Below are 20,677 nucleotides of genomic sequence, written 5' to 3'. Positions count from 1 at the left end.
CCGGCGGTGTTCAGACGCCGTCGGCCGTCCCGCGGGAGCGCTCCACGTCCGGCTGCTCTGCGGCGTGTTGCGACGCCAGAGCGGCGCACATCATCAGCTGAATCTGGTGGAAGATCATCAGCGGCAGAATGAGCAGGCCTAGTTCCCCGCTCCCGAAGATGACGGCGGCCATCGGCAATCCGGTGGCGAGGGACTTCTTCGTTCCACAGAACTGGATGGCGAGTGTGTCCGCCCGGTTGAACCCCAGTCGTTGTGCGCCGAACCGTGTGAGCCACAGCATGAATGCGACAAGCACGACGGAGAACAGCACCAGCCCGATCAGATCCAGCGGTGTCACCCGGGACCAGATTCCCTCCACCATGCCCGCCGAGAACGCCGAGTAGACCACCATGGTGATGGAGCCGCGATCGATGATCTTCGTCGCGGAATGGGACACGATCGATCTGATCCACGGCCGTGCGAGTTGCCCCAGGAGGAACGGCAGGAGGAGCTGAACCGCGATGTCGAGGAACACCTGACCACTGACATGGACGTGCCCGCCCTGGCTCATCAGGAGCATCACCAGCACCGGTGTGAGGACCACGCCGAGCAGATTCGACGCCGAGGCGCTGATGATGGCCCCGGCGACGTTTCCCCGGGCGATCGACGTGAATGCGACCGAGGACTGGACGGTGGACGGAACCAGCGTCAGGTACACGATCCCCAGGAACAGGCCTGTCGGGAACAGGCTCTCGAAGGGCATGAGTGCCACACCGATCAGCGGGAAGACCACGTAGGTGAAGGCCAGTATGGTGACGTGCAGTCGCCAGTGCCGGAGACCGGCGAGAGCCTCGGTGGGTGAAAGGCGCGCACCGTAGACGAAGAACAGGAGTGCGATCGCGAGCTTCGTCGCCACGGAGAACACCGTCGCCGCCTCACCCCGGACGGGCAGCAACACGGCGAGGAGAACGGCGAGGAGAATGAGGAGGATCAGCGGGTCGATCCGCGGGCGCCTGATACGACTGAACATGGTCACAGTCTAGGTGGCCACCCGGAACCGGACGGACATCCGGGAGACCGCGTGGATCGCATCATCTGCTGCACATCGTCGCTTTCCTGTGGAAACATGGGCTCATGAACACCAACCGTCCCGAGTCCCCGGTATCCGCAGACCGAAGGACAGGACACCCGACGACACCTGTACCCGCAGGCCCGCCCTTCGTCATGCGGAAAGCCATGGGATGGGTCACCATCGTGGCATTCCTGCTGCTCTTCGCGGGCCTGCAGTTCCTGGCCGCCGGAGTCGGGAACTCCGACCGTGCACCCCAGGGTCTCCCGGATACGGCCGAGTCCGCCCGCGCCGGACAACTCCAGGAACGCTTCCCGGGCGGCGACAACCTGCCCGCGGTCCTGGTGTACTCCACCGACGGCACGTTGGGCACCGAGCGATTGAAGGCCATCGACGGATCTGTGGAACGCCTCGCGGGCATGGAGCTACCCGATGGGCGGGCGCTACGACGTGCGGGTCCGACGGTGCCGCTGTCGGAGCGGGCCGCGCAGGCCACGGTCCTCCTGCCGGCGGACCTGAACGGCTTCGGACTCAACGATGCGGTGACCGAGCTCCGGTCATCCGCCCGTGAGGATCTTCCCCGGGGTGTCCGCGTCGAGGTGACCGGACCGGCGGGCTTCGCGGCCGACACCGCGGCGGCGTTCTCGGGGGCGAACGTCACGTTGCTCGCAGTCACCGCCGCGGTGGTCGCGGTGCTGCTCATCCTCACGTACCGCTCCCCCATTCTCTGGCTCATCCCCCTGGTCGTCGTGGCGCTCGCGGACCGGGCCGCCGCCGCGGTCACCGCCTGGCTCTCCTCCACCACGGGATGGTTCGCCAACGACGGCTCAACAGCGGGAATCACCTCGGTGCTGGTGTTCGGTGCCGGGACGAACTACGCGCTCCTACTGGTGAGCAGGTACCGGGAGGAGCTGAGGACGCGGTCGTGCCACCGGCAGGCCCTGGGCTGTGCTCTGCGGGGTGCGACCCCGGCCATTCTGTCGTCGAACCTGACCGTGGTGCTCGCGCTGCTCACCCTCATCGCGGCGACCGTTCCGGCGTTCCGGAGCCTCGGTATCTCGAGTGCGATCGGTCTGCTGCTCGCCCTTCTCTTCGCACTCGTTCTCCTGCCCGCACTGCTTTCGGTCTGTGGCCGGGGGCTGTTCTGGCCGAGGGTTCCCCGTGCTGACGGACACCCGCAGACAGACGACGGTGGAGTTTTCGGGCGGGTCGCCGGGGTGGTCGCCCGACGTCCGGGCGCCGTACTCGCCGTGATGGTCCTCGTCCTCCTCTGCATGAGCGCCGGTCTCACCGCTACGCGATTCGGCTTGTCCACGATCGAACAGTTCCGGACCGACTCCGAGGCCGTCGCAGGACAGCGGACCCTCGCCGAGAACGCCCCCGCGGGCGCGTCTGCGCCGCTACTCGTCATCGCGGATGTCGATGCGGTGTCGGGGATCAGAGAAGAGATCAGCGCACACCCCGACCTCACCGTGCTCGGACCGCCGGTGGAGAGCACCGACGGGGAACTCGCCCGGCTCACGGTTCTGCCGGACGCGGAACCCGCCTCGCCCCGGTCCTTCGAGCTGATCCACGAGACCCGGGACATCGCACGCGCGGCGGACCCTGATGCCGTCGTCGGTGGAGCGGCGGCCCGGGATCTGGACAGCCGTGACGCCACCCTGAGAGATCTACGCGTCTGCGTACCCCTGATCCTGCTGGTGGTGTTCCTGGTTCTCGTGGTGGTGCTGCGTGCCGTTCTGGCCCCGCTTCTGCTGCTCGCGGCTGCGGCACTGTCCACGGCCGCCGCCCTCGGTGTGGGCGCCTGGATCTCCGACCACGTCTTCGGGTTCCCGGGCCTGGATACGGCCGCTCCCCTCTACTCCATCCTGTTCCTGATCGCACTCGGGATCGATTACACGGTGTTCCTCGTGCTCCGTGCCAAGGAGGAGAGCGAGGGAAGGGGCATCCGACGTGGGATGGTGCGCGCGGTGGCGCTCACCGGTGGGGTGATCACCTCGGCCGGTATCGTTCTGGCCGCAGTGTTCGTGGTACTCGGGGTGCTCCCCCTCATCACCCTCACGCAGGTCGGTATCATCGTCGGCTTCGGCATCCTGCTCGACACCTTCCTGGTCCGGACTCTCGTCGTGCCGGCACTCTTTGAGCTCATCGGTGAGCGGATCTGGTGGCCGGCGCGGGCGGCGGAACCCGTGGCTGCGGTCACCACTGAGTAGGCGAAGGACGACCGAAGACCCAGGACCCGTGGGCCCTGGGTCTTCGGGGTTGTGCGGGTGGCCGATTCCGGCGCCGATGTTCCACGTGAAACATCGGCCGCGGCGGGACCGGGTGGCCGCGACTAGGAAGCGGTGAGTGTGGTCCCGGCGGCGCTGAGCCTGGCCGGATCCAGCGGCGCCCGTGCGGGCCCCTCGAGGACGCTCCCGTCCTCGATGCTGAACACGGAGTTGTGCTTCGGGCAGCGGACCGTGTCGCCCTCGACGACCTCCACCTTCGCGCCCTGATGGGGGCAGACGGTCGAATAGGCGTGGAAGACACCTGACGTAGGCTGCGCGATGATGAAGTTCCCCACGACGACCGCACTCCCCACCGGTACGTCCTCCGCCTCCACTGACGCGGGAGTCTCCTTCCCGCCGCATGCGGCGAGGACGGCGCCGGCGAATGTCGTGGCGGTCCCGACCAGGAACAGGCGGCGGCTGCAGGAGGGTGTATGGGTGTTCGGGGAAACATCTTGGCAGCTCATGGGCCCAGTATCTCCCATCCGGACAGCTGTGTCACAAACGGTGAGGCTGACCTATCTCCTCCGGTGCCCGCCGACGGTACGGGTCATCATCCACCACCCGGATCACCTGATCTCCCGCCGGGACGCAGCCCCGGCACCGGCAAGGGTGCACGCGACGCCGATGGCGACCAGCAGAGTGGTCGTCCACCCGGTTTCGGAGACATCGGTGCTGGTCGGGGTGTGGCTGAATACCGAGACATCGATGACCCAGTCCGGTGCGTTGAACACGGGCCCGAAGATCCAGATCAGTGCGCAGACGATGAGCGGCAGCCAGGCGAATGTCGCGAACCGGGGGCTCGCGCCAACCAGCAGCAGCGCGATTCCGGTCAACGCTGCCGCAGGGCCGATCTGGGTGAGGAAACTCACGGTGATCGCCGTCGCCGTCTCCCCAGCGTCGTCGGCACCCGGGATCCCCCCGATGAGACCTCCGACTGTTCCGAGCACCACGAGCAGAATCACCGTCACCCAGCTTGACCGGGCGATGGAGCGGTACGGGGCTCCACGGGAGACACCACACGATCGGATCAGGTCCACTGTGCGGTGGTTCTCCTCCGACCTGATGTGAAGCGATGTCTGGATACCCGCTGCCCCGATCAGAATCCCGATCTGGGCCGCGCAGTAGGCGAAGAACGAAGGCACGACATCGCCGTCACCGAAGATCGTCCCGACTCTCTCGGCCAGCGCCGTCTCTTGTCCGTCGATGGTGAGAGAATCGATCACGGTCTGGAGGAGTGAACACAGCACCACCGCGAACACCACGACCGGGATCAGCCAACCGATCCTGGTGCCACGGTCGAGTACCCGGCGCAGTGCGACCAGACCGTTCAGACGGCGGGGCGCCTTCGGCTTGGGGTCTCCGAACGCGATCACCGGCATTCCGAACTCGCGGCGTTTCTCCACCCCCACGAGTCCGAGGCTGAACGCGAGACACAAGATCGTGAGGCCGCCTAGGGCCGCCCAGTTGTTCGAGTCGTAGGGCGACGCAATCGCGCGCCAGCCCAGTGGGCTGGCCCAGTTGAGGTGCGGAAGATCCCGACTGTCCGCCACCGCGCGGATGATGAATTGAACAGCGAGGGCTCCGAAGGCCGCACGCCGGAGGTTCGCGGGATCCCGGACGAAGAACGTGCACGCCGCGGTCAGGAACGCTGTTCCGAGGACGGCCAGGAGGACGGTTGCGCCGAGAACCAGGGAGCCCTCCAAGGGAAGATCCCCGACAGCCGAGTTCGCGGCGATCATCACGGCGCTGGTGCCCGCGGCGAGGAACAGACCGCCGATTGCTGCGGTGGTCAGGGCAGCCGCGGGTACGGATCCGGGGCGAAGGCCCGTCGCACGGATCAACTCACCGGCTCCGGCCTGTTCCGGTCCCCTGAAGAGCCCGGTCACGAGCAGTACCGTCATTACTCCGGCGAGCAGTGTGAGGAGCGCTCCGCCCTCGAGCGACACCAGCTGCCCGAGTGAACCACTCTCGGGTGCCCGACCGTACATCGCCTCGATGACGGCATTGCCCCGGAAGGCGTCGGCGGCGAGCTTCCGGGACGCGGGATCCGGGTACTGGTTGTCGTATCCGGGAGGCAGCGCCCCGATCAATCCCAGGAGCGGGATGATCCACAGCAGAAGAAAGCGGCGACGCAGTCGGAGATTGAATTTCGTCAGGGACAGTGTTTCGGTGATCATCGTTCCTCCGCGTAGTGGCTGAGGAAGATGTCCTCCAGCGATGCCGGTGTGCTCGTGATGTCGTGACCGCCGCTCTCGATGATCCGGTGGAGGAGTTCGGTGCTCTCCTCCCGGTCGACGGTCGCGGTCAGCCGGGATCCCTCCACGGTCACCGCCGCGAGAGAACGGAAGGCTTCGGGTACTCCCCCGTCGAACTGTGCGGAGACATGGTGGGCCGAAATCTGTTTCAGATCGTCGACCCGGCCCCTCAGTACGACCCTGCCGGATTTAATCACTGTGACGGAATCGCAGAGCTTCTCCACCTCACTCATAATGTGACTGCTGAGCAGTACGGTCGCTCCCCTCTTCGCCTCCACGGTGAGTTGTTCCGCGAAAACCTGTTCCATGAGTGGATCGAGTCCCGAGGTGGGTTCGTCGAGGATCAGAAGATCCGCGCCCGTTGACAGAGCGGCGACGAGGAGGATCTTCCGCCGGTTACCCGTGGAGTAGTCCCGGTTCCGGCGGTTGACGTCGAGCTGGAAGGCCTCGATCAGCTCCTCCCGTCGCGCCTTGTTCACACTTCCGCCCCGCAGCTTGGCCAGAAAGTGGATCGTCTCCGCTCCGGTGAGCTGCGGCCACAGGGTCACCTCGGCGGGGACGTACGCCACGCGGCGGAGCACCCCCGGGTCTGATCGTGGATTGCTCCCGAGGACCTGGATTCTCCCGGAATCGGGGTGCAGTAGTCCGAGCAGGATTCTGATCGTGGTTGATTTTCCGGCGCCGTTGGGCCCGAGGAAACCGTGGACGCTCCCCTCCCCCACCTCCATGGTGAGCTCGTCGAGGGCGCGGACAGTGACGAACGTTTTGGAGAGGCTGTCACAGAGCAGTGGTTTCACGTGAAACTCCCTTGTTTATCGAGCGGTTCTGGAGTGTGTGGGGTGTCAGTGCGGCCGGGGTAGGACGGGGTGATGTCTGCGATACGGGTACACAAACGATCGATCTGCGCCTCCACGTACCGTGCTTCGACCGGGTTTGGAAAGGCGAGGAAGATGAGCTGAGGTATCGGCGTGCTCCGAAGTGCACGGAGGTACCGATAAATGGCGTTGATGATCAGACTGGTGCCGGTCTTTTGCAGGAGGTCGATGAAGTGATCAGCGGCGGTGTGGGCCGCCGCGGTGATCTCCGCGGGAGCGAGTTCGTTGATCCGCGTGAACCGGTCGATATCCGCGCGAAACGTAACCAACGAGGATTCATCAATTTGTGCCGCCCAGTCGAACAGCTCGCCGGGTATTACACTGCGAGGGAGGAAAAGCTGGGTGAGTTGCTTCTTTTTTCGGATGAGTGCGATGAAACGGTCATCGTCCACTCCTTCCGTCAGGCGGTCGCAGATGTCGTCGAGCTGGCTCGGCAGCGGAGGAATCAGGTCGAACTGGGATTCCGATGTTTCCCCGAGGCACCGGCCAGACAGTCCTGAGCGGAGATCCCGGAGGCGGTCCCGTTGGTTTTCCAGAGTCGCTATCTGCTGATTGATGGCGTCTTCCGTGGCCTGGAGTTCCCGTGCTACATCGATACCGTTATTCGCGATGAGGTTCTGGATTGACGTGAGCGACAGACCCGATCTGCGCAGGTGACGTATCCTCTCGACCCTGATGAGATGTTCGAGGCCGTAGTCCCGGATGCCAGCCCCTTCGGGTACGGGGAGCAGGCCTATCTGGTGGTAGTAGCGGATTGTCCGCACTGTTGTGTCGGTGTATTCGGCCAGCTCCTTCACCCTCATGGCTCAATGGAACACTGTGACGCTAGGTCACTGTCAAGAGGCCGAGAACAATGTGACGAAGCAGGCAGCACGTTAGATGGCGGTGGAGCAGGGTGAACAAAAAGAAAGCCCCATGTTTCACGTGAAACATGGGGCCCCTCGGTGCAGGGTCTATCGCCGCGTTGCGGCTTTCATGCCGGCTGTAAAGTCGCGCAGCTCCCCGAGGAGAGCCGGGAGATCGTCGACGGTACGGGTCGCCGGAGAAGCGCCGGAACAGTGCCGCTCGATGATCCGCGTGATCGCAGAACCCGAGATAGCCCCGGCGGCACCGGCGTCAATGGCCGCCCGGACGTGTTCAGGAGTGGAGATCCCGAAGCCGAGCAGGGCGGGAGCCCCGCCGAAACGCCGCAGGTTGGCGACCACGTCGGCGAGCCCGTCGGTGCTGGAGGCATTCTCCGCTCCGGTGACACCGACGCGGGAGACCGCGTAGATGTAGCCGCGGGAGTGGGCCGCGACGCCGGCGAGGGTTCGCTCCGAAGCGTGGGGCGGGGCGATGAAGATCTGGTCGACGCCGGCTTCCTCAGCGGCCGCGGAGAAGGCCGCGCCCTCTCGGACGGGAACATCCGGGATGAGCACCGAGTCTGCACCGGCCTCCGACACGGAGGCGTAGAACTCCCCACTCCCCCGGGCGAAGGGGACGTTGCCGTAGATGAGCAGACCGATGGGGAGATCCGGCCAGGTGTCGCGGATACGGCAGATGATCGAGAACGAGGTGTCCACGTCCACACCGGCGTCCAGTGCCCGGATGTGGGCGGCCTGGATCGTGGGACCGTCCGCGACCGGGTCGGAGAACGGTACGCCCAGCTCCAGGGCGTCCGCTCCGCCCTCGACGAGGGCACGGACGATCTCGAAGGAGGTCTCCGCGTCGGGGTCACCGAGCATGACGAAGGGAACGAAAGCTCCCTCCCCGGCGGCGTCGAGACGCTCGAACAGTGCGGGATAGCGGCTCATCGGTTGTCCTCCATGACGAGTTCGGGGTGATCGGCGAGGGTACGGCGGACGTGATCGACGTCCTTGTCGCCCCGCCCGGAAAGTGAGACGAGGATGGTGATCTCCCGGCCGTCCTCCTCGGCTGCCGCGGCGCGCTTGAGTGCGTATGCCAGTGCGTGCGCGGACTCGAGAGCGGGAATGATCCCCTCGTATCGGCTGAGCAGCTGGAAGGCCTCCAGTGCCTCCGCATCGGTGATGCCGACGTAGGTGGCTCGGCCGGATTCGTGCAGATACGCGTGCTGGGGACCGACGCCGGGATAGTCCAGCCCGGCGGAGATGGAGTAACTCTCCTCGACCTGCCCGTCCGCGGTCCTCATCAGATAGGAGCGGGCGCCGTGGAGGATACCGATCTTCCCGGCGTGGATGGGTGCGCCGTGGTGTCCCGAATCCAGCCCCTCCCCCGCCGGCTCCACTCCGACGAGCTCAACGGACTCCTCTTCGATGAAATCGGCGAACATGCCGATGGCGTTGGATCCGCCGCCGACGCAGGCCGTCACCACGTCCGGCAGCCCGCCGGTCCGTTCGAGCATCTGCGCCTTCGCCTCGGTCGAGATGACCCGGTGGAATTCACGGACGATCGTCGGGAAGGGGTGCGGACCGGCCGCGGTGCCGAGGAGGTAGTGAGACTCGTGGAACGTGGCCGTCCAGTCGCGGAGCGCTTCGTTGACGGCGTCCTTGAGAGTGCCCGCCCCGGAGGTCACGGGAATGACCTTCGCGCCCATCAGCTCCATCCGGTAAACGTTGGGCTGCTGGCGCTGGACGTCCTCGGCACCCATGTAGATGACGCACTCGAGGTCGAGCAGGGCACACGCGAGCGCCGTCGCGGTGCCGTGCTGTCCGGCACCGGTCTCCGCGATGATGCGGGTCTTGCCCATCCGCTTCGCCAGGAGCGCCTGGCCGATGACCTGGTTGGTCTTGTGGGCACCGCCGTGGACGAGATCCTCGCGCTTGAGGAAGATACGGGCCAGTCCGTGGCCCCTGCCCTTCAGCGGAAGGTTCGAACATTCCGTCAGCGGGGTGGGTCGGCCCAGGTAGTCGCGGAGGTAGTCGGCGAGTTCCGTACGGAACCCGGGATCGCCCATCGCGTCGACGAAGGCCTGCTCCAGCTGGTCGAGTGCCGGGATCAGCAGCTCGGGTACGTACTGTCCGCCGAACTGGCCGAAGTAGGCGGGCAGAATGGTCGCTCCCCCGGACGTGTCCGGAGTCGTCGCGTGGTGTTCGGGAGGGGTCATTTCTCTACCGCCTGTTCATCGTTGAAGGTGCGTATCGTGGTGAAGACCGAGGCGAGCCGCGCGGTGTCCTTGTGTCCGGCCCAGGCCGCCGCATCCGGCCCGTATTCGAGTGCTGAATTCAGGTCGAGTCCCGCGCAGCCGACGTCGAGGGCGTCGCGGAGATTGTCCACCCCGATGCCGCCGGCGAGGAACGACCGCCGCTTGACGTTCTCCGGGATCGTGGTCCAGTCGAACGCGGTTCCCGTGCCGCCCGAACCGGAGTCCAGGACGAACCTGTCGACGAGTGGTTCTCCCTCGGCGAGTGCGGAGACGGTCTCGGCGGCACCGGGCGTTGTCATCGAGACGGCCCGCCACAGTTCCACGTGGTGGGGAAGCTCGGCCCGGATGCGTCGGATCAGTTCGCCTTCCTCGTCGACCGTGCCGAGAGGGCAGTGGACCTGAACCGCCGCCACACCCTCGATGCAGAGCTCACCGTAACCGGAGGAACGCCGGCTGACCGCGACGTAGCGCAGCCCGGGTTCCGCTGCGATGATCGATTCCGCCGTACCCGCGTCCACCGAGCGGGGAGAATTCTCCTCGAAGATGAGCCCACCGTAGACCGCACCGGCGGCGCGGGCGGCCTGGGCGGCACCCGGTGTCCTCAGCCCGCACACCTTGTTCGGCCCGTAGACGAGCTCCCGCGCGGCGGCGTCGATGTCGGGCTCCCCCGTGAGCTGGGAGCCGACGAGAAAACCGTTCACGGGTGCACCGATGCGCCGGACCGTCGCGTTGTCCCGGATCCCGGACTCCGCGATGAGCACGGCATCGTGCGGCGCGAGGGACGCGAGCCGTGCGGAGCGGCCGAGGTCGATGCTGAGATCGTGTAAATTGCGGTGGTTGATGCCGATGATCCGCGCGCCGAGGTCACGTGCGCGGTCCATCTCGTCCTCGTCGACGACCTCGGTGAGAATGTCGAGGCCGAGTTTTTCGGCTTCGCCTGAGAGACGTGTGTAGGCCTCATCGTCGAGAACCGACAGCATGAGGAGGATCGCGTCGGCGCCGAAGTAGCGGGCGGCGTGGATCTGCACCTCGTCGATGATGAAGTCCTTGCACAGGACCGGAAGGTGCGTGGACATTGCCACGGTGGCGAGGTGGTCGTAGTCGCCGCCGAACCTGTCGGGCTCACAGAGCACGGAGATGCCCGAGGCGTAGCGCGAGTAGATCCGCGCGATGTCACCGGGCTGGTAGTGCTCACGGATGAGCCCCAGTGACGGCGAAGCGGACTTGCACTCCATGATGAAGCGGTTCGCTCCCCTACCCCGATCGGGAAGATCCCCGCCGAGGCTGGCGAAGAGGCTGCGGGTTGAGCGGGGCAGCGCCTCCGGGTCCACATGGCTGATGCGGTGGCGGATGCCCTCGAGGTGCCCCCTGCGGGCGGTGACTATCCCCTCGAGGACCGTCGGCATCGAATGGGTGTCAGGCATAGTCCGCCTCCTCGTGGGTCGCGAGCCAGGTTTCCACGGTCTTGTCCGCGAGCAGTTGCTTCGCTTTCGCCACTCCGTCGGAGATGGTGTCCGTGTCACCGTTGAGGTAGAACAGGGCACCGGCGTTGGCGGCGATCGCGTCCAGATGGGCGTCGGGACCGGTTCCGGCGAAGGCGGCCCTCAGGTGGTCGGCGTTCTCTTCCCCGTCGCCGCCCGTGAGGTCTTCCAGGGAATGCGTGCGCACCCCGAGGTCCTCCGGGGTGAGTTCGTAGTCGGTGACGGTGCCGTCGCGGAGCTCCCAGACGGTGGTGGGACCGTGGACGGCGATCTCATCGGTACCTGACCCGTGGACGACCAGCGCCCGGCTCCGGCCGAGTTCCCGCATCACCTCGATGATGTCGGGCCCCAGTTCGGGACGCGCTATCCCCATCAGCTGGAGGTGCGGCTTCGCCGGATTGAGCAGTGGGCCGAGAATGTTGAAGATCGTCGGAACCTTCAGTTCCTTGCGCACGGGCATGACGTGGGCGATCGCCGGGTGGTAGACGGGGGCGAAGAGGAAGGTGAAGTTGGAGGCCCTGACCTGACGTTCCGCCCGTGCCGGATCGAGGTCCAGGGGGATGTTCAGTGCCTCGAGGACGTCCGCCGACCCTGACCTGGAGCTGACCGACCGGTTGCCGTGTTTGACCATCGTCACTCCCCCGGCGGCGGCGACCAGTGCCGCCGCGGTGGAGATGTTGATGGTGTTGGCGCCGTCGCCGCCGGTGCCGCAGGAGTCCATGACGCCTTCTCCGGTGACGGGGAAGGGTCGTGCCGCGTTGATGAAGGCCTGTGCGGCTCCGGCGATGTCGGCGGCGGTCTCCCCGCGGGTGCGCAGGGTCGCGAGGAGCGCTGCGACCTGGGCGGTCGAGTAGGAATCCGTCGTCAGGGGATCGAAGACGGCTCGGGCTTCTTCGACCGAAGGATCGCGGTTGTCCAGGTAGGCGGTGAGTAGCGTGCCGGGGTCAGTGTGCGTCATCGTTGGTTCCTTCTCGGGTTTTGGTGAGCAGCGTCTCGACGCTGCGGGTGAGGATGTGGGGGCCGGAGGGGCTGAGTACTGACTCGGGGTGGAACTGCAGCCCGAGGGCGGTCCCGTCGGTGGTTCGTGCCGCCATGGTGACCTCCCCGATCTCCGAGGGACAGGTCGCGAGGGACACCATGCCATCCGGGATCGTGGTGCAGCCGAGTGAGTGGTATCGGGCGATGGGGACCTTGCGTCCGGTGACACCGGGGAGATCCGGGCCTGCGTCGACGGTGAGACCGCGGAACACGGGACTGTCGAGACCCTCGTCCGTCAGGGTCATCAGGTCCGATGTGCCGTGGACGGGTCCGCAGGGTTCGACCCTGCCCCCGTGGTGGTCCAGGAGGGCCTGGAATCCCAGGCAGATCCCGAGGAGCGGAATCCGCCCCAGAACGGTGTCGATCAGTTCCATCATGGTGCCCGCGTCACGGGGGTGCCCGGGGCCCGGGGACAGACAGATGAGGTCTGGAGCGCTTTCGAGGACGGTGTCCACGGGAACCGAGTTCCGGTACACCGTGCACCGGAAGCCTGCGACGGCGAACGCGTCGACCAGGTTGTAGATGAAGGAGTCCTGGTTGTCGATGAGGACGATGTGGGGTTGGTTGTCAGTCACCGGATGACCTCCAGGTTCGCGTCGGCGGCGAGGGCGATGGCGTTGAGGACGGCGAACGCCTTGTGCAGTGATTCATCGGCCTCGGCCTGCGGTTTACTGTCACGGACGACCCCGGCCCCGGCCTGTACCACGGCCTGACCGTCGCGGACGAAGGCCGACCGGATGACGATGCAGGTGTCCATGTCGCCGTTACCCCGCAGGTACCCCACGGCACCGCCGTAGGAACCGCGCCTCTTTCCCTCGGTCTCCCTGAGGAGCTCCATGGCGCGCAGTTTAGGTGCTCCGGTCAGTGTGCCCATGTTCATGCAGGCACGGTAGGCGTCGAGGGCGTCGAGTGTCGGGTCCAGATCCGCGGTCACCCGGCTGACCAGATGCATGACCCGGCTGTACCGGTCGACCTGGAGGAGGTCGGCGACTCTGCGGGTGGCGGGTACGGCCACGCGGGCGAGGTCGTTTCGGGCGAGATCGACGAGCATGGTGTGCTCCGCGATCTCCTTGGCGTCGGTGCGGAGTTCGAGTTCAGCCCTGATGTCGAGCTCGTCGTTGACGCTGCCGTCGGGGTTGAGCCCCCTCGGTCGGGTTCCGGCGATGGGGTACAGCTCGACCTGGCGCGTGCTCGCGGTGAACTTGAGGTTCGATTCCGGGGATGCACCGAACAGCTCGTAGGACTCACCGTTGGCCCGGCCCCGGACGTAGAACATGTACGGGCTGGGATTGGTTGCCCGTAGTGCCCGGTAGGCGGCGAAGGCGTCGGGACAGGGGGCGAGGAAGCTCCGCGCCGGGACCACCTGGTAGATGTCGCCGACCTCGATGTTCTTCTGCAGGCGGGCCACCTGTCCCCGGACCGTCGCGTCGTCGGTGTCGGTGGTGATGGTGAGGGTGTCGGTGGGATGGGCCGTGGGTACGTAGGCGTCGGCGTGGTCGGGTTCCGCAGACTCGATCGCCACCGCCAGTTCGGCCAGTTCCCCGCTCAGGCGCGTCGCCTCCGCCTCGCCCACACTGACGCCGACGAGTTCGGCGGTACCGGACTGGTGGTCGATGGTGAGGAGGACTTCGGCGACGAGGAACTGGTAGTCCGGGTAGGTGTTCTCGCCGTCGGCGACCGCGGGGAGATTCTCGAAGGTCTCGATGTAGTCGAAGGCGAATCCCCCGGCGATGAATGGCAGGGCACCTTCTTCGTCGTGATATCCGGGGTCCTGCTGGAGGCGGCGCAACGGTTCTATCGTGGAGATCTCGGTGAGCCTGCGGCGCTCGTCTAGCTCCGAGCCGGCGGGGAAACTGAATGAAACCGTGCCCGCTCCCCCATCGGCGGAGGAACCCTCTTTCGCCCGGTCCACCAGTGCCTCCCGGAGACGTTTCACGTGAAACATTCCGGATTTCGTGAGCGGCTGGGCGCAGACGTCGTCCCCACGACAGGTGACCCGGACCGAGCCGCGGAGGACCGCCACCGAGGTTAGTCCCTGTTTCGAACTGATGTCGGCACTCTCCAGGAGCACGGCGTCGTCGACGGAGGTACCACCCAGGAAAGCGAAGAGGGTCGACGCATTCTCGTGGTACCGCACGGGGATGCGATGGACGGTGGCCCCGGAATCTGGGGGTGATGCCGCTGTGCCGCCGGTTGTGGAGTCGGTGTTGGTCACCTCGGATGGCCTTCCTTTGTTGTTGGTTTCAGGAGGTTCGGCCGCGTCACCCCGGGTGGAGGGCCTCCGGTGGGAACCGGCATGAAGAAAGGCCCGCTGCTTGGGGTTCAAGCGGGCGAGCCCTCGGGTGTTCGATACTGACGGTGGAGAACCGTCTCCTACATTCCGTGGCCCACCTTGACGGTGCGCCACCACCACTGGGTGCGGGCGGCTACGGAAATGTTGGACATGGAGAACAGTTTAGCACCGGTGGCTCGTCGGTGTGCAACCGTTCCCGCTGGAATGGCCACCCCTTGAATGGTGTGGATCGTGCGCTGGAGGGAGGCGCAGAAAGAGCTCGAAGTATTGGAATCGTCTTTCATCAGGGATTGTCGACCGGGGTACCTCTACAAGGGCAAAGATACCGTCGGTGACGTAAAAACGGTGTTCAGGGCACGCTAATACTGATAAGCTAAAGATGAAATACGGGGGTGCGAACTCCTTTCGGTTTCCGGTTCGGGACCAGAGGGGCCTCCCCCGCCACCCCAGGAGAAAGGTGTTCACCGTGGCTACAACCGACTACACGACAGTGCTGGAGGAAGCGGGCGTCGACAATCAGCACATTATCGGCTTCGTCAACGAGTGGGCTGAGATTCTGCAGCCCGATTCCATCGAGGTCATCTCCGCCGAGGACGATCAGCGGCTGATCGATTCCGCGCTCGCGGACGACGAGATCCAGCCCGCCGGTGAGGGCCGCTACTACTCACGCAGCTACCACAAGGACACCGCCCGGACGGAAGAGAAGACCGTGGTGGCGACCCACGATCCCGCGGACCGGGGCGAGTACAACAACTGGCGTGACGCCTCGGAAATCACCGCCGAGCAGAAGGCGAAGATGGCCGGCGCTTACCGGGGCAAGACGATGTACGTCCTCCCCTACCTGATGAGCCCGAAGGACTCCCCATTCGCCCCGTGGGCCGCCGGCGTCGAACTCACCGACAACCGGACCGTCTGCCTGCACATGATCCGGATGGCCCGGGTCGGGATCGACTACCTCAGCGACCTCGAGGACCCGGACCACTTCGTCCGCGCCGTCCACGTCACCGGAGACCTGGAGAATCTCGGCCAGGGTACGGATGACGACCAACGCTGCTTCGCGACGGTCGCCGACGAGCGCACCATCCTCCACTACGGCTCCTCCTACGGCGGCAACGCGCTGCTCGGAAAGATCGCGCACGGCCTTCGTCAGGCCTGCTACGACGGCTGGGCCTCCGGGGAGTTCCTCGCCGAGCAGTTCATGTTGATCGGCATCCGCGACAAGGTCACCGGCGAACACCGCTACATCTGCGGTGGATTCCCGTCGGCCTCCGGCAAGACGAACCTCGCCATGATGCTTCCGCCGGACGGCCTCGGGGACCGCTACGAGGTGTTCTTCTACGGCGATGACATCGTGTGGCTGCGCGTGGGTGTCGACGGTCGGCTCTACGGCATGAACCCGGAGTTCGGTGCCTTCGGTGTGGCCCCCAACACCAACCGTAACACCAACCCGACCGCGATCGACGCCATCGACGAAGGCACCGGAACGCTGTTCACCAACGTCGCCTACAACACGAAGACCCACCAGGTGTGGTGGGAGGGCATGACCCCTGATTACCCGGAGGACCTGGATGGATGGCTGGACTGGAAGGGTGAGCCGATCGCCGACCGTCCCGTCGAGCGTCAGCGTTCGGACGCGAAGGGTGACGAGTGGGCACACCCCAACTCCCGCTTCACCACCACGCTCGCCAACGTACCCAACGTCGCACCCAACTACGAGGTGCCCGGGGGCGTGCCGGTTGACGCCGTGATCTTCGGCGGCCGCGTCCGCGACCGCGAGCCGCTGATCCGCGCCTTCCGCGATCCCGCGGAAGGCGTCTATGACGGACTCACCCTCGGCGCGGAGGCCACCGCGGCAGCGGAGGGCAAGGCCGGACAGCTGCGCTACGACCCGATGTCCATGCGCCCGTTCATGGCCTACCCGGAGGGCCGCTACGCCCAGCACTGGCTGAACATCTTCGACAAGGCCAAGGAAGTCGGCGGCGACAGCGCACTGCCGGTGTTCGCGCACGTCAACTGGTTCCAGCGAGGCGAGGACGGCCGCTACATGTGGCCCGGATACCGCGACAACCTGCGTGCGCTGCTCTGGCTGCTCGACTACAAGGACGGAAAGGTCGAGGGAACCGAGACGCCGGTCGGCCTGATCCCGAAGATCGACGAACTGGACCTTACCGGTTTCACCGGTGACCGCGACGATCTCGAGGCGGTTCTCACGATCGATCGCGATCTGTGGCTCAAGGAGATGGACTCCCGTGCCGAGCACCTGTCCCGTTTCGAGGGACTGCCGGAGCGCATCTGGGAGGCGCACCGTCGTGTGGAGAAGAACCTGAAGGACGCCGGGTAGTCCGAGTCAGACCAAGGCTGAATGGTACCGAATGGTACAGAAGCCAGAAGCGGGTGGGGTGTTTCACGTGAAACACCCCACCCGCTTCAATTCTGGTCGACGGGGACGACGATGGGGCGTCCGGAGTGTGGATCGGTGATCAAGTCGCAGTCGAGGCCGTAGACGTCTGCGATGAGGTCGGCGGTGACCAGTTCGGTGACTGGGCCTGTCCCGACGATGTGTCCTTCCTTCATCATCACGAGGTTTGTGGCGTAGCGGAAGGCGAGGGTGAGTTCGTGGAGGACCGCGACGATGGTGACGCCATCGCGTTGGAGGTCGCGGGCGAGGTTGAGGACGTCGACCTGGTGTGTGATGTCGAGGTAGGTGGTGGGTTCGTCGAGTAGGACGATGGGGGTTTGTTGGGCGAGGACCAGAGCAACCCATACCCGTTGGCGTTGTCCGCCGGATAGTTCGGAGACGAAGCGATCGGCCAGGTCGGTGACGTTCGCCCGTTTCATGGCCCGGTCGACGGCCTCCTGGTCAGAGGTCGACCATTGCCTAAATATGCCCTGGTGTGGATACCGTCCCCGGGCGATCAGATCCTCGACGATGATTCCGTCGGGTGCGTGCGGGGACTGGGGCAGCAGGCTGAGCTGCTTAGCCACCTCCTTGGGGGCGAGGGATACGAGCGGCACCTCATCGAGGGTGACCGAACCGGTTCCGGTCGGAAGCATCCGTGCCAGTGCACGGAGAAGTGTCGACTTGCCGCACGCGTTGGGCCCGACGATGACCGTGAACTCGCCGGTGGGAATGTCGATGGACAGATTCTCCAGGATGGTTGTTTTTCCGTATCCGACGGTGATGTCGTGGGCACGGAGACGGGGAGTGGGCGTGTCCGGTGTGATCATGCGTGGTGGTCCTTCCGCCATTCATGGGCGAGTAGCCAGATCAGGTAGACGCCCCCGAGGGAACCGGTGACGACGCCGACGGGAAGCTGGGTCGGGGCGAACAGTCGCTGCGATATGACATCCGAGGTGAGCACGAGGAAACCTCCCATCAGCGCAGCAGTCCCGAGACCCGGTCCGCTGGTCCGGGTCAGTCTGCGGGCTAGTTGGGGTGCGGCGAGTGCGATGAACGCGATGGGCCCGGCGACAGCGACACAGACGGCCACCAACGCGACGCCGAGAACGATCAGCTGGATGCGTCTGGTGTCCACGGGTACCCCGAGTCCAACTGCGAGATCCGGTCCGGTGAGCATCACGCCAAGTGGCCTGGAGAGCGCGAGGGCGCACGGAATCAGGATCATCAGGACCGCGGTGAGAATCACGGTCTCCCCCCAGGTGGTGGCGTTGAAGGACCCGGCGAGCCACTGGGCCGCGGTCTGCGCCGCGGTGAGTGACGCACGGACGATGAGCAGCCCGTTGAGCCCCTGGAGTACTGCGGCGACACCGATGCCGATCAGGACGAACCGGGTTCCGGTGATCCCGTTGCTCCGGGAGAGCAGGTAGACGACGGCCCCGGTCGCGGAGCCACCGAACAGCGCACCCAGCCCGACGGCCAACGGACCACCGCCGAACACGATGATCTGGAGCAGGGCACCCGTCGCGGCACCGACAGTGAAACCGGTGATATCGGGGCTGCCGAGCGGGTTTCCGGTGAGTGTCTGGAAGATCGCTCCGGACGTGCCGAGTGCCGCACCGATGAGCAGTGCGGTGACAACCCTGGGGGCCCGGAGCTCCCGGACGAAGAACTGTGCGAGTGGATCATCTCCGGTTCCGAGAAGTGACGCTACGACGTCCCCCGGTCCCAGTGGGTAGTCCCCGAGCATCAGTGCGAAGATGATCATGACCGTGATGACGGCGCTGAGCAGTGCGGCGACCGCCAGGGTGCGACGCTCCACCCGGAAGGTCCAGGAACCGGTACGGATCAGCAGAAAACGGCGGCAGGAACTCACAGGGCCTCGATTCGTCGTCGGCGGACGATGGCGATGAAGAAGGGGCCACCGATGATCGTTGTGATGATCCCGGTCTGGATCTCCTGGGGAGCGATAACCACCCGGGCGAGGATATCGGCGGTGAGAAGGACCACGGGAGCCGCTAGTGCGGAGAACGGCAACGCCCATCGCTGATCCGGACCGCAGATGAACCGACCGATGTACGGGACTCCGAGCCCGATGAACATGATCGGGCCGACCGCTGCTGTCGCCGCGCCGGCCAGGAGCGTTACCGCGATCATCACCGTTGTTCGGAGTCGGGCTATACGGACGCCCAGTGAACGCCCTTGTTCATCACCCAGAGCGAGGGCGTTGAGCGCCGGTGCGGAGATTAGGGCGAGGACGGCACCGAGGAAGATGAAGCCCGCGACGGCGCTGAATACCGACCACCCTCTTCCCTCCACTGAGCCGGTCGCCCAGAACCGGAACTCGTTGAACGCATTCCGGTCCGAGAGTATGACCACCTGGACGATCGACGAGACCGCCATGGTCACCGCGACACCGGCCAGAGCGAGTCGTACCGGGGTCGGGGCGCTCCGCCCGGCGCCACCGAGGATGTAGACGACCACGGCTGCCAGCGCCGCACCGATGAAGGCGAACCAGAGATAGAACCAGATGCTGGTGATCCCCGCCACGGCGACGGCTACGACAACCGCGAGTGATGCTCCCGCGTTGACACCGAGAATGCCTGGGTCGGCGAGCGGGTTCCGGGTCAGCGATTGCATCAGCGCCCCGGCCATACCCAACGCGGTGGCGACGATGATGACGAGCAGTGTGCGGGGTACACGCTGCGAGTGGATCACCGTGGATTCGAACGAGGTGTCCGGATGGACGAGAAGCTGCAGAACATCTCCGGTGGGGATCGCGTTTGAACCGATGAGCAGCGATGCTGTGCTGAGGAGAATGAGGAGGATTGTCGCGGTGATGAAGCCGTTTCGTCGACGCGCCCTGTACATCGCTAGCTGTCGGTGTCGGAGCCGGCGCGGTGGGTGTAGAGGTAGGCGATTACGCCGGCCAATCCCACGATGAGAATTGCCCCACCCACGAGAAACCCGACCATCGGAGCATGGTTCGACTCGGCAGCTACGGAAGCCGGCTGTATGTCATCGGAACCGGGATCAGCGATCGCTGATGGCGTACGTGTGCCTCCGGACTGAGCGGCTCCCGCCTTGGCGGCGAGGGTGGAACGTTCAACACCCTTTCCGGTCTTTGTGGAACCTGCGGACCGTCCGTCGGCGTTGTTTCCTCCGGAGCGGGAACCCTGGCCAGATCCCCCACCGGCGCCGGGTTCATCGATCACTTCGGTGATGGTCCTCGGTCCGCTGCCACCGGATCTTCCGCCCCGGTCGGCGGCGGGAGATCCTCCGCCGCGCCGGCCACCGGCGTCGGATTGTGTGCCACCGCCGCCGTTGTCGTCGTTCGCTCTGTTCGCCCCGGGATCTTCTTTGAGGAATGTGTCGAGGAAGTTCCCGCCGCCGTTGTCCGTGCCGCCCCCTCCGGTGCCACCGTTACCACCGCCACCTGAGACGACGGTGAAGTAGGTGCTCTGGCTCGTGTAACCCTTGACCCCGAGATAGTTGCCTTCCGAATCGGTGAGTTCGGTGCTGGAGAGAAAACGCAGCCAGTGTTCACCGGTGTCGATGTCGCAGGGAAGGAGCACTGACCCGGAAGCGGTGCCGTCCGAACTGATGCGCTGGGTGGCGATCACGCCTGTTCCGTGTACGGACTGGTCGGAGTACCCCGATCCGTCATCGAGTTTGACGTTCAGTGTCTCGCCGGCGGGGAAACCCTCGACCGAGTAGGCCACCGTATCACAGGCTTCGACCGTGCTCGGGGAAACCGACGAGCTGGTTCCCGGGGTGTCAGGACCGGGACCGCCCGGTGGGACGGCACCCGCCATGGGGAGGCTGACGAGGGTAGCGAGCGCGGCGGCTCCACCTGCGGCGGCGATGCGGTGAATGTGGTTCTTCATGGTTTTGGGCTCCTACGGGTGTTTCG

17 protein-coding genes are annotated in these 20,677 nt (G+C 65.6%); 2 read left to right on the top strand and 15 right to left on the bottom strand.

The window, feature by feature from the left end; all coding sequences use genetic code 11:
* Window positions 1-10: 10 nt before the first annotated feature.
* Window positions 11-1,009: a bile acid:sodium symporter family protein gene (locus JDV75_RS08080; protein WP_198738757.1), complete on the bottom strand. Its 999-nt coding sequence runs from the start codon at window positions 1,007-1,009 to the stop codon at window positions 11-13.
* Window positions 1,010-1,203: 194 nt separating this feature from the next.
* On the opposite strand from JDV75_RS08080, the gene JDV75_RS08075 reads away from it, so the two are divergent.
* The gene (locus tag JDV75_RS08075; RefSeq protein WP_198739086.1) at window positions 1,204-3,261 is read left to right on the top strand and encodes an MMPL family transporter; all 2,058 of its coding nucleotides are present in this window, start codon (window positions 1,204-1,206) and stop codon (window positions 3,259-3,261) included.
* A gap of 122 nt (window positions 3,262-3,383) precedes the next feature.
* On the opposite strand, the gene JDV75_RS08070 is transcribed toward JDV75_RS08075, so the two are convergent.
* The 10 genes from JDV75_RS08070 to JDV75_RS08025 form a co-directional block, all read right to left on the bottom strand.
* Window positions 3,384-3,785, bottom strand: coding sequence for a Rieske (2Fe-2S) protein (locus JDV75_RS08070; RefSeq protein WP_232958365.1), 402 nt, complete (start codon window positions 3,783-3,785; stop codon window positions 3,384-3,386).
* Between the two features lie 102 nt (window positions 3,786-3,887).
* Window positions 3,888-5,498: a hypothetical protein gene (locus tag JDV75_RS08065; RefSeq protein WP_198738755.1), complete on the bottom strand. Its 1,611-nt coding sequence runs from the start codon at window positions 5,496-5,498 to the stop codon at window positions 3,888-3,890.
* Window positions 5,495-6,373 carry an ABC transporter ATP-binding protein gene (locus JDV75_RS08060; protein ID WP_336244313.1) on the bottom strand — a complete coding sequence of 293 codons (879 nt, stop codon included), beginning with the start codon at window positions 6,371-6,373 and terminating at the stop codon, window positions 5,495-5,497. Before JDV75_RS08060 ends, JDV75_RS08065 begins: the two co-directional genes overlap by 4 nt.
* The gene (locus tag JDV75_RS08055) at window positions 6,370-7,248 is read right to left on the bottom strand and encodes a MerR family transcriptional regulator (RefSeq protein WP_198738754.1); all 879 of its coding nucleotides are present in this window, start codon (window positions 7,246-7,248) and stop codon (window positions 6,370-6,372) included. The genes JDV75_RS08060 and JDV75_RS08055 overlap by 4 nt, the downstream gene beginning before the upstream one ends.
* Before the next feature lie 156 nt (window positions 7,249-7,404).
* On the bottom strand, window positions 7,405-8,244 hold the full coding sequence (gene trpA, locus JDV75_RS08050; RefSeq protein ID WP_198738753.1) for a tryptophan synthase subunit alpha: 840 nt from the start codon (window positions 8,242-8,244) through the stop codon (window positions 7,405-7,407).
* Entirely contained in the window at window positions 8,241-9,515 is a 1,275-nt protein-coding gene (gene trpB / locus JDV75_RS08045; RefSeq protein ID WP_198738752.1) for a tryptophan synthase subunit beta, read from the bottom strand. The genes trpA and trpB overlap by 4 nt, the downstream gene beginning before the upstream one ends.
* Complete coding sequence (gene trpCF, locus JDV75_RS08040; protein ID WP_198738751.1) at window positions 9,512-10,978, bottom strand: bifunctional indole-3-glycerol-phosphate synthase TrpC/phosphoribosylanthranilate isomerase TrpF; 1,467 nt, start codon at window positions 10,976-10,978, stop codon at window positions 9,512-9,514. Before trpCF ends, trpB begins: the two co-directional genes overlap by 4 nt.
* Window positions 10,971-11,993, bottom strand: a complete 1,023-nt coding sequence (gene trpD / locus JDV75_RS08035; protein WP_198738750.1) for an anthranilate phosphoribosyltransferase — start codon at window positions 11,991-11,993, stop codon at window positions 10,971-10,973. The genes trpCF and trpD overlap by 8 nt, the downstream gene beginning before the upstream one ends.
* The gene (locus JDV75_RS08030) at window positions 11,980-12,648 is read right to left on the bottom strand and encodes an anthranilate synthase component II (protein ID WP_198738749.1); all 669 of its coding nucleotides are present in this window, start codon (window positions 12,646-12,648) and stop codon (window positions 11,980-11,982) included. The genes trpD and JDV75_RS08030 overlap by 14 nt, the downstream gene beginning before the upstream one ends.
* Window positions 12,645-14,210, bottom strand: a complete 1,566-nt coding sequence (locus tag JDV75_RS08025; protein ID WP_198739084.1) for an anthranilate synthase component 1 — start codon at window positions 14,208-14,210, stop codon at window positions 12,645-12,647. Before JDV75_RS08025 ends, JDV75_RS08030 begins: the two co-directional genes overlap by 4 nt.
* A 622-nt stretch (window positions 14,211-14,832) precedes the next feature.
* Here JDV75_RS08025 and JDV75_RS08020 point away from each other — a divergent pair.
* The gene (locus tag JDV75_RS08020; protein ID WP_248096545.1) at window positions 14,833-16,707 is read left to right on the top strand and encodes a phosphoenolpyruvate carboxykinase (GTP); all 1,875 of its coding nucleotides are present in this window, start codon (window positions 14,833-14,835) and stop codon (window positions 16,705-16,707) included.
* Between the two features lie 86 nt (window positions 16,708-16,793).
* On the opposite strand, the gene JDV75_RS08015 is transcribed toward JDV75_RS08020, so the two are convergent.
* The 4 genes from JDV75_RS08015 to JDV75_RS08000 are packed head-to-tail and all read right to left on the bottom strand — an operon-like array spanning window position 16,794 to window position 20,651.
* A complete protein-coding gene (locus JDV75_RS08015) occupies window positions 16,794-17,594 on the bottom strand; it encodes an ABC transporter ATP-binding protein (RefSeq protein ID WP_232958364.1) in 801 nt (266 codons plus the stop codon).
* The gene (locus JDV75_RS08010) at window positions 17,591-18,640 is read right to left on the bottom strand and encodes a FecCD family ABC transporter permease (protein ID WP_248096548.1); all 1,050 of its coding nucleotides are present in this window, start codon (window positions 18,638-18,640) and stop codon (window positions 17,591-17,593) included. Before JDV75_RS08010 ends, JDV75_RS08015 begins: the two co-directional genes overlap by 4 nt.
* Complete coding sequence (locus JDV75_RS08005; protein ID WP_198738746.1) at window positions 18,637-19,635, bottom strand: FecCD family ABC transporter permease; 999 nt, start codon at window positions 19,633-19,635, stop codon at window positions 18,637-18,639. The genes JDV75_RS08010 and JDV75_RS08005 overlap by 4 nt, the downstream gene beginning before the upstream one ends.
* A gap of 2 nt (window positions 19,636-19,637) precedes the next feature.
* Complete coding sequence (locus JDV75_RS08000) at window positions 19,638-20,651, bottom strand: hypothetical protein (RefSeq protein WP_198738745.1); 1,014 nt, start codon at window positions 20,649-20,651, stop codon at window positions 19,638-19,640.
* Between the last annotated feature and the right edge of the window lie 26 nt (window positions 20,652-20,677).

Source organism: Corynebacterium meridianum, from assembly GCF_016342265.1.
Lineage (GTDB): Bacteria > Actinomycetota > Actinomycetes > Mycobacteriales > Mycobacteriaceae > Corynebacterium > Corynebacterium meridianum.
Note: the sequence above shows the minus strand (reverse complement) of the source record. Positions and strands in the feature narration are given on the sequence as shown.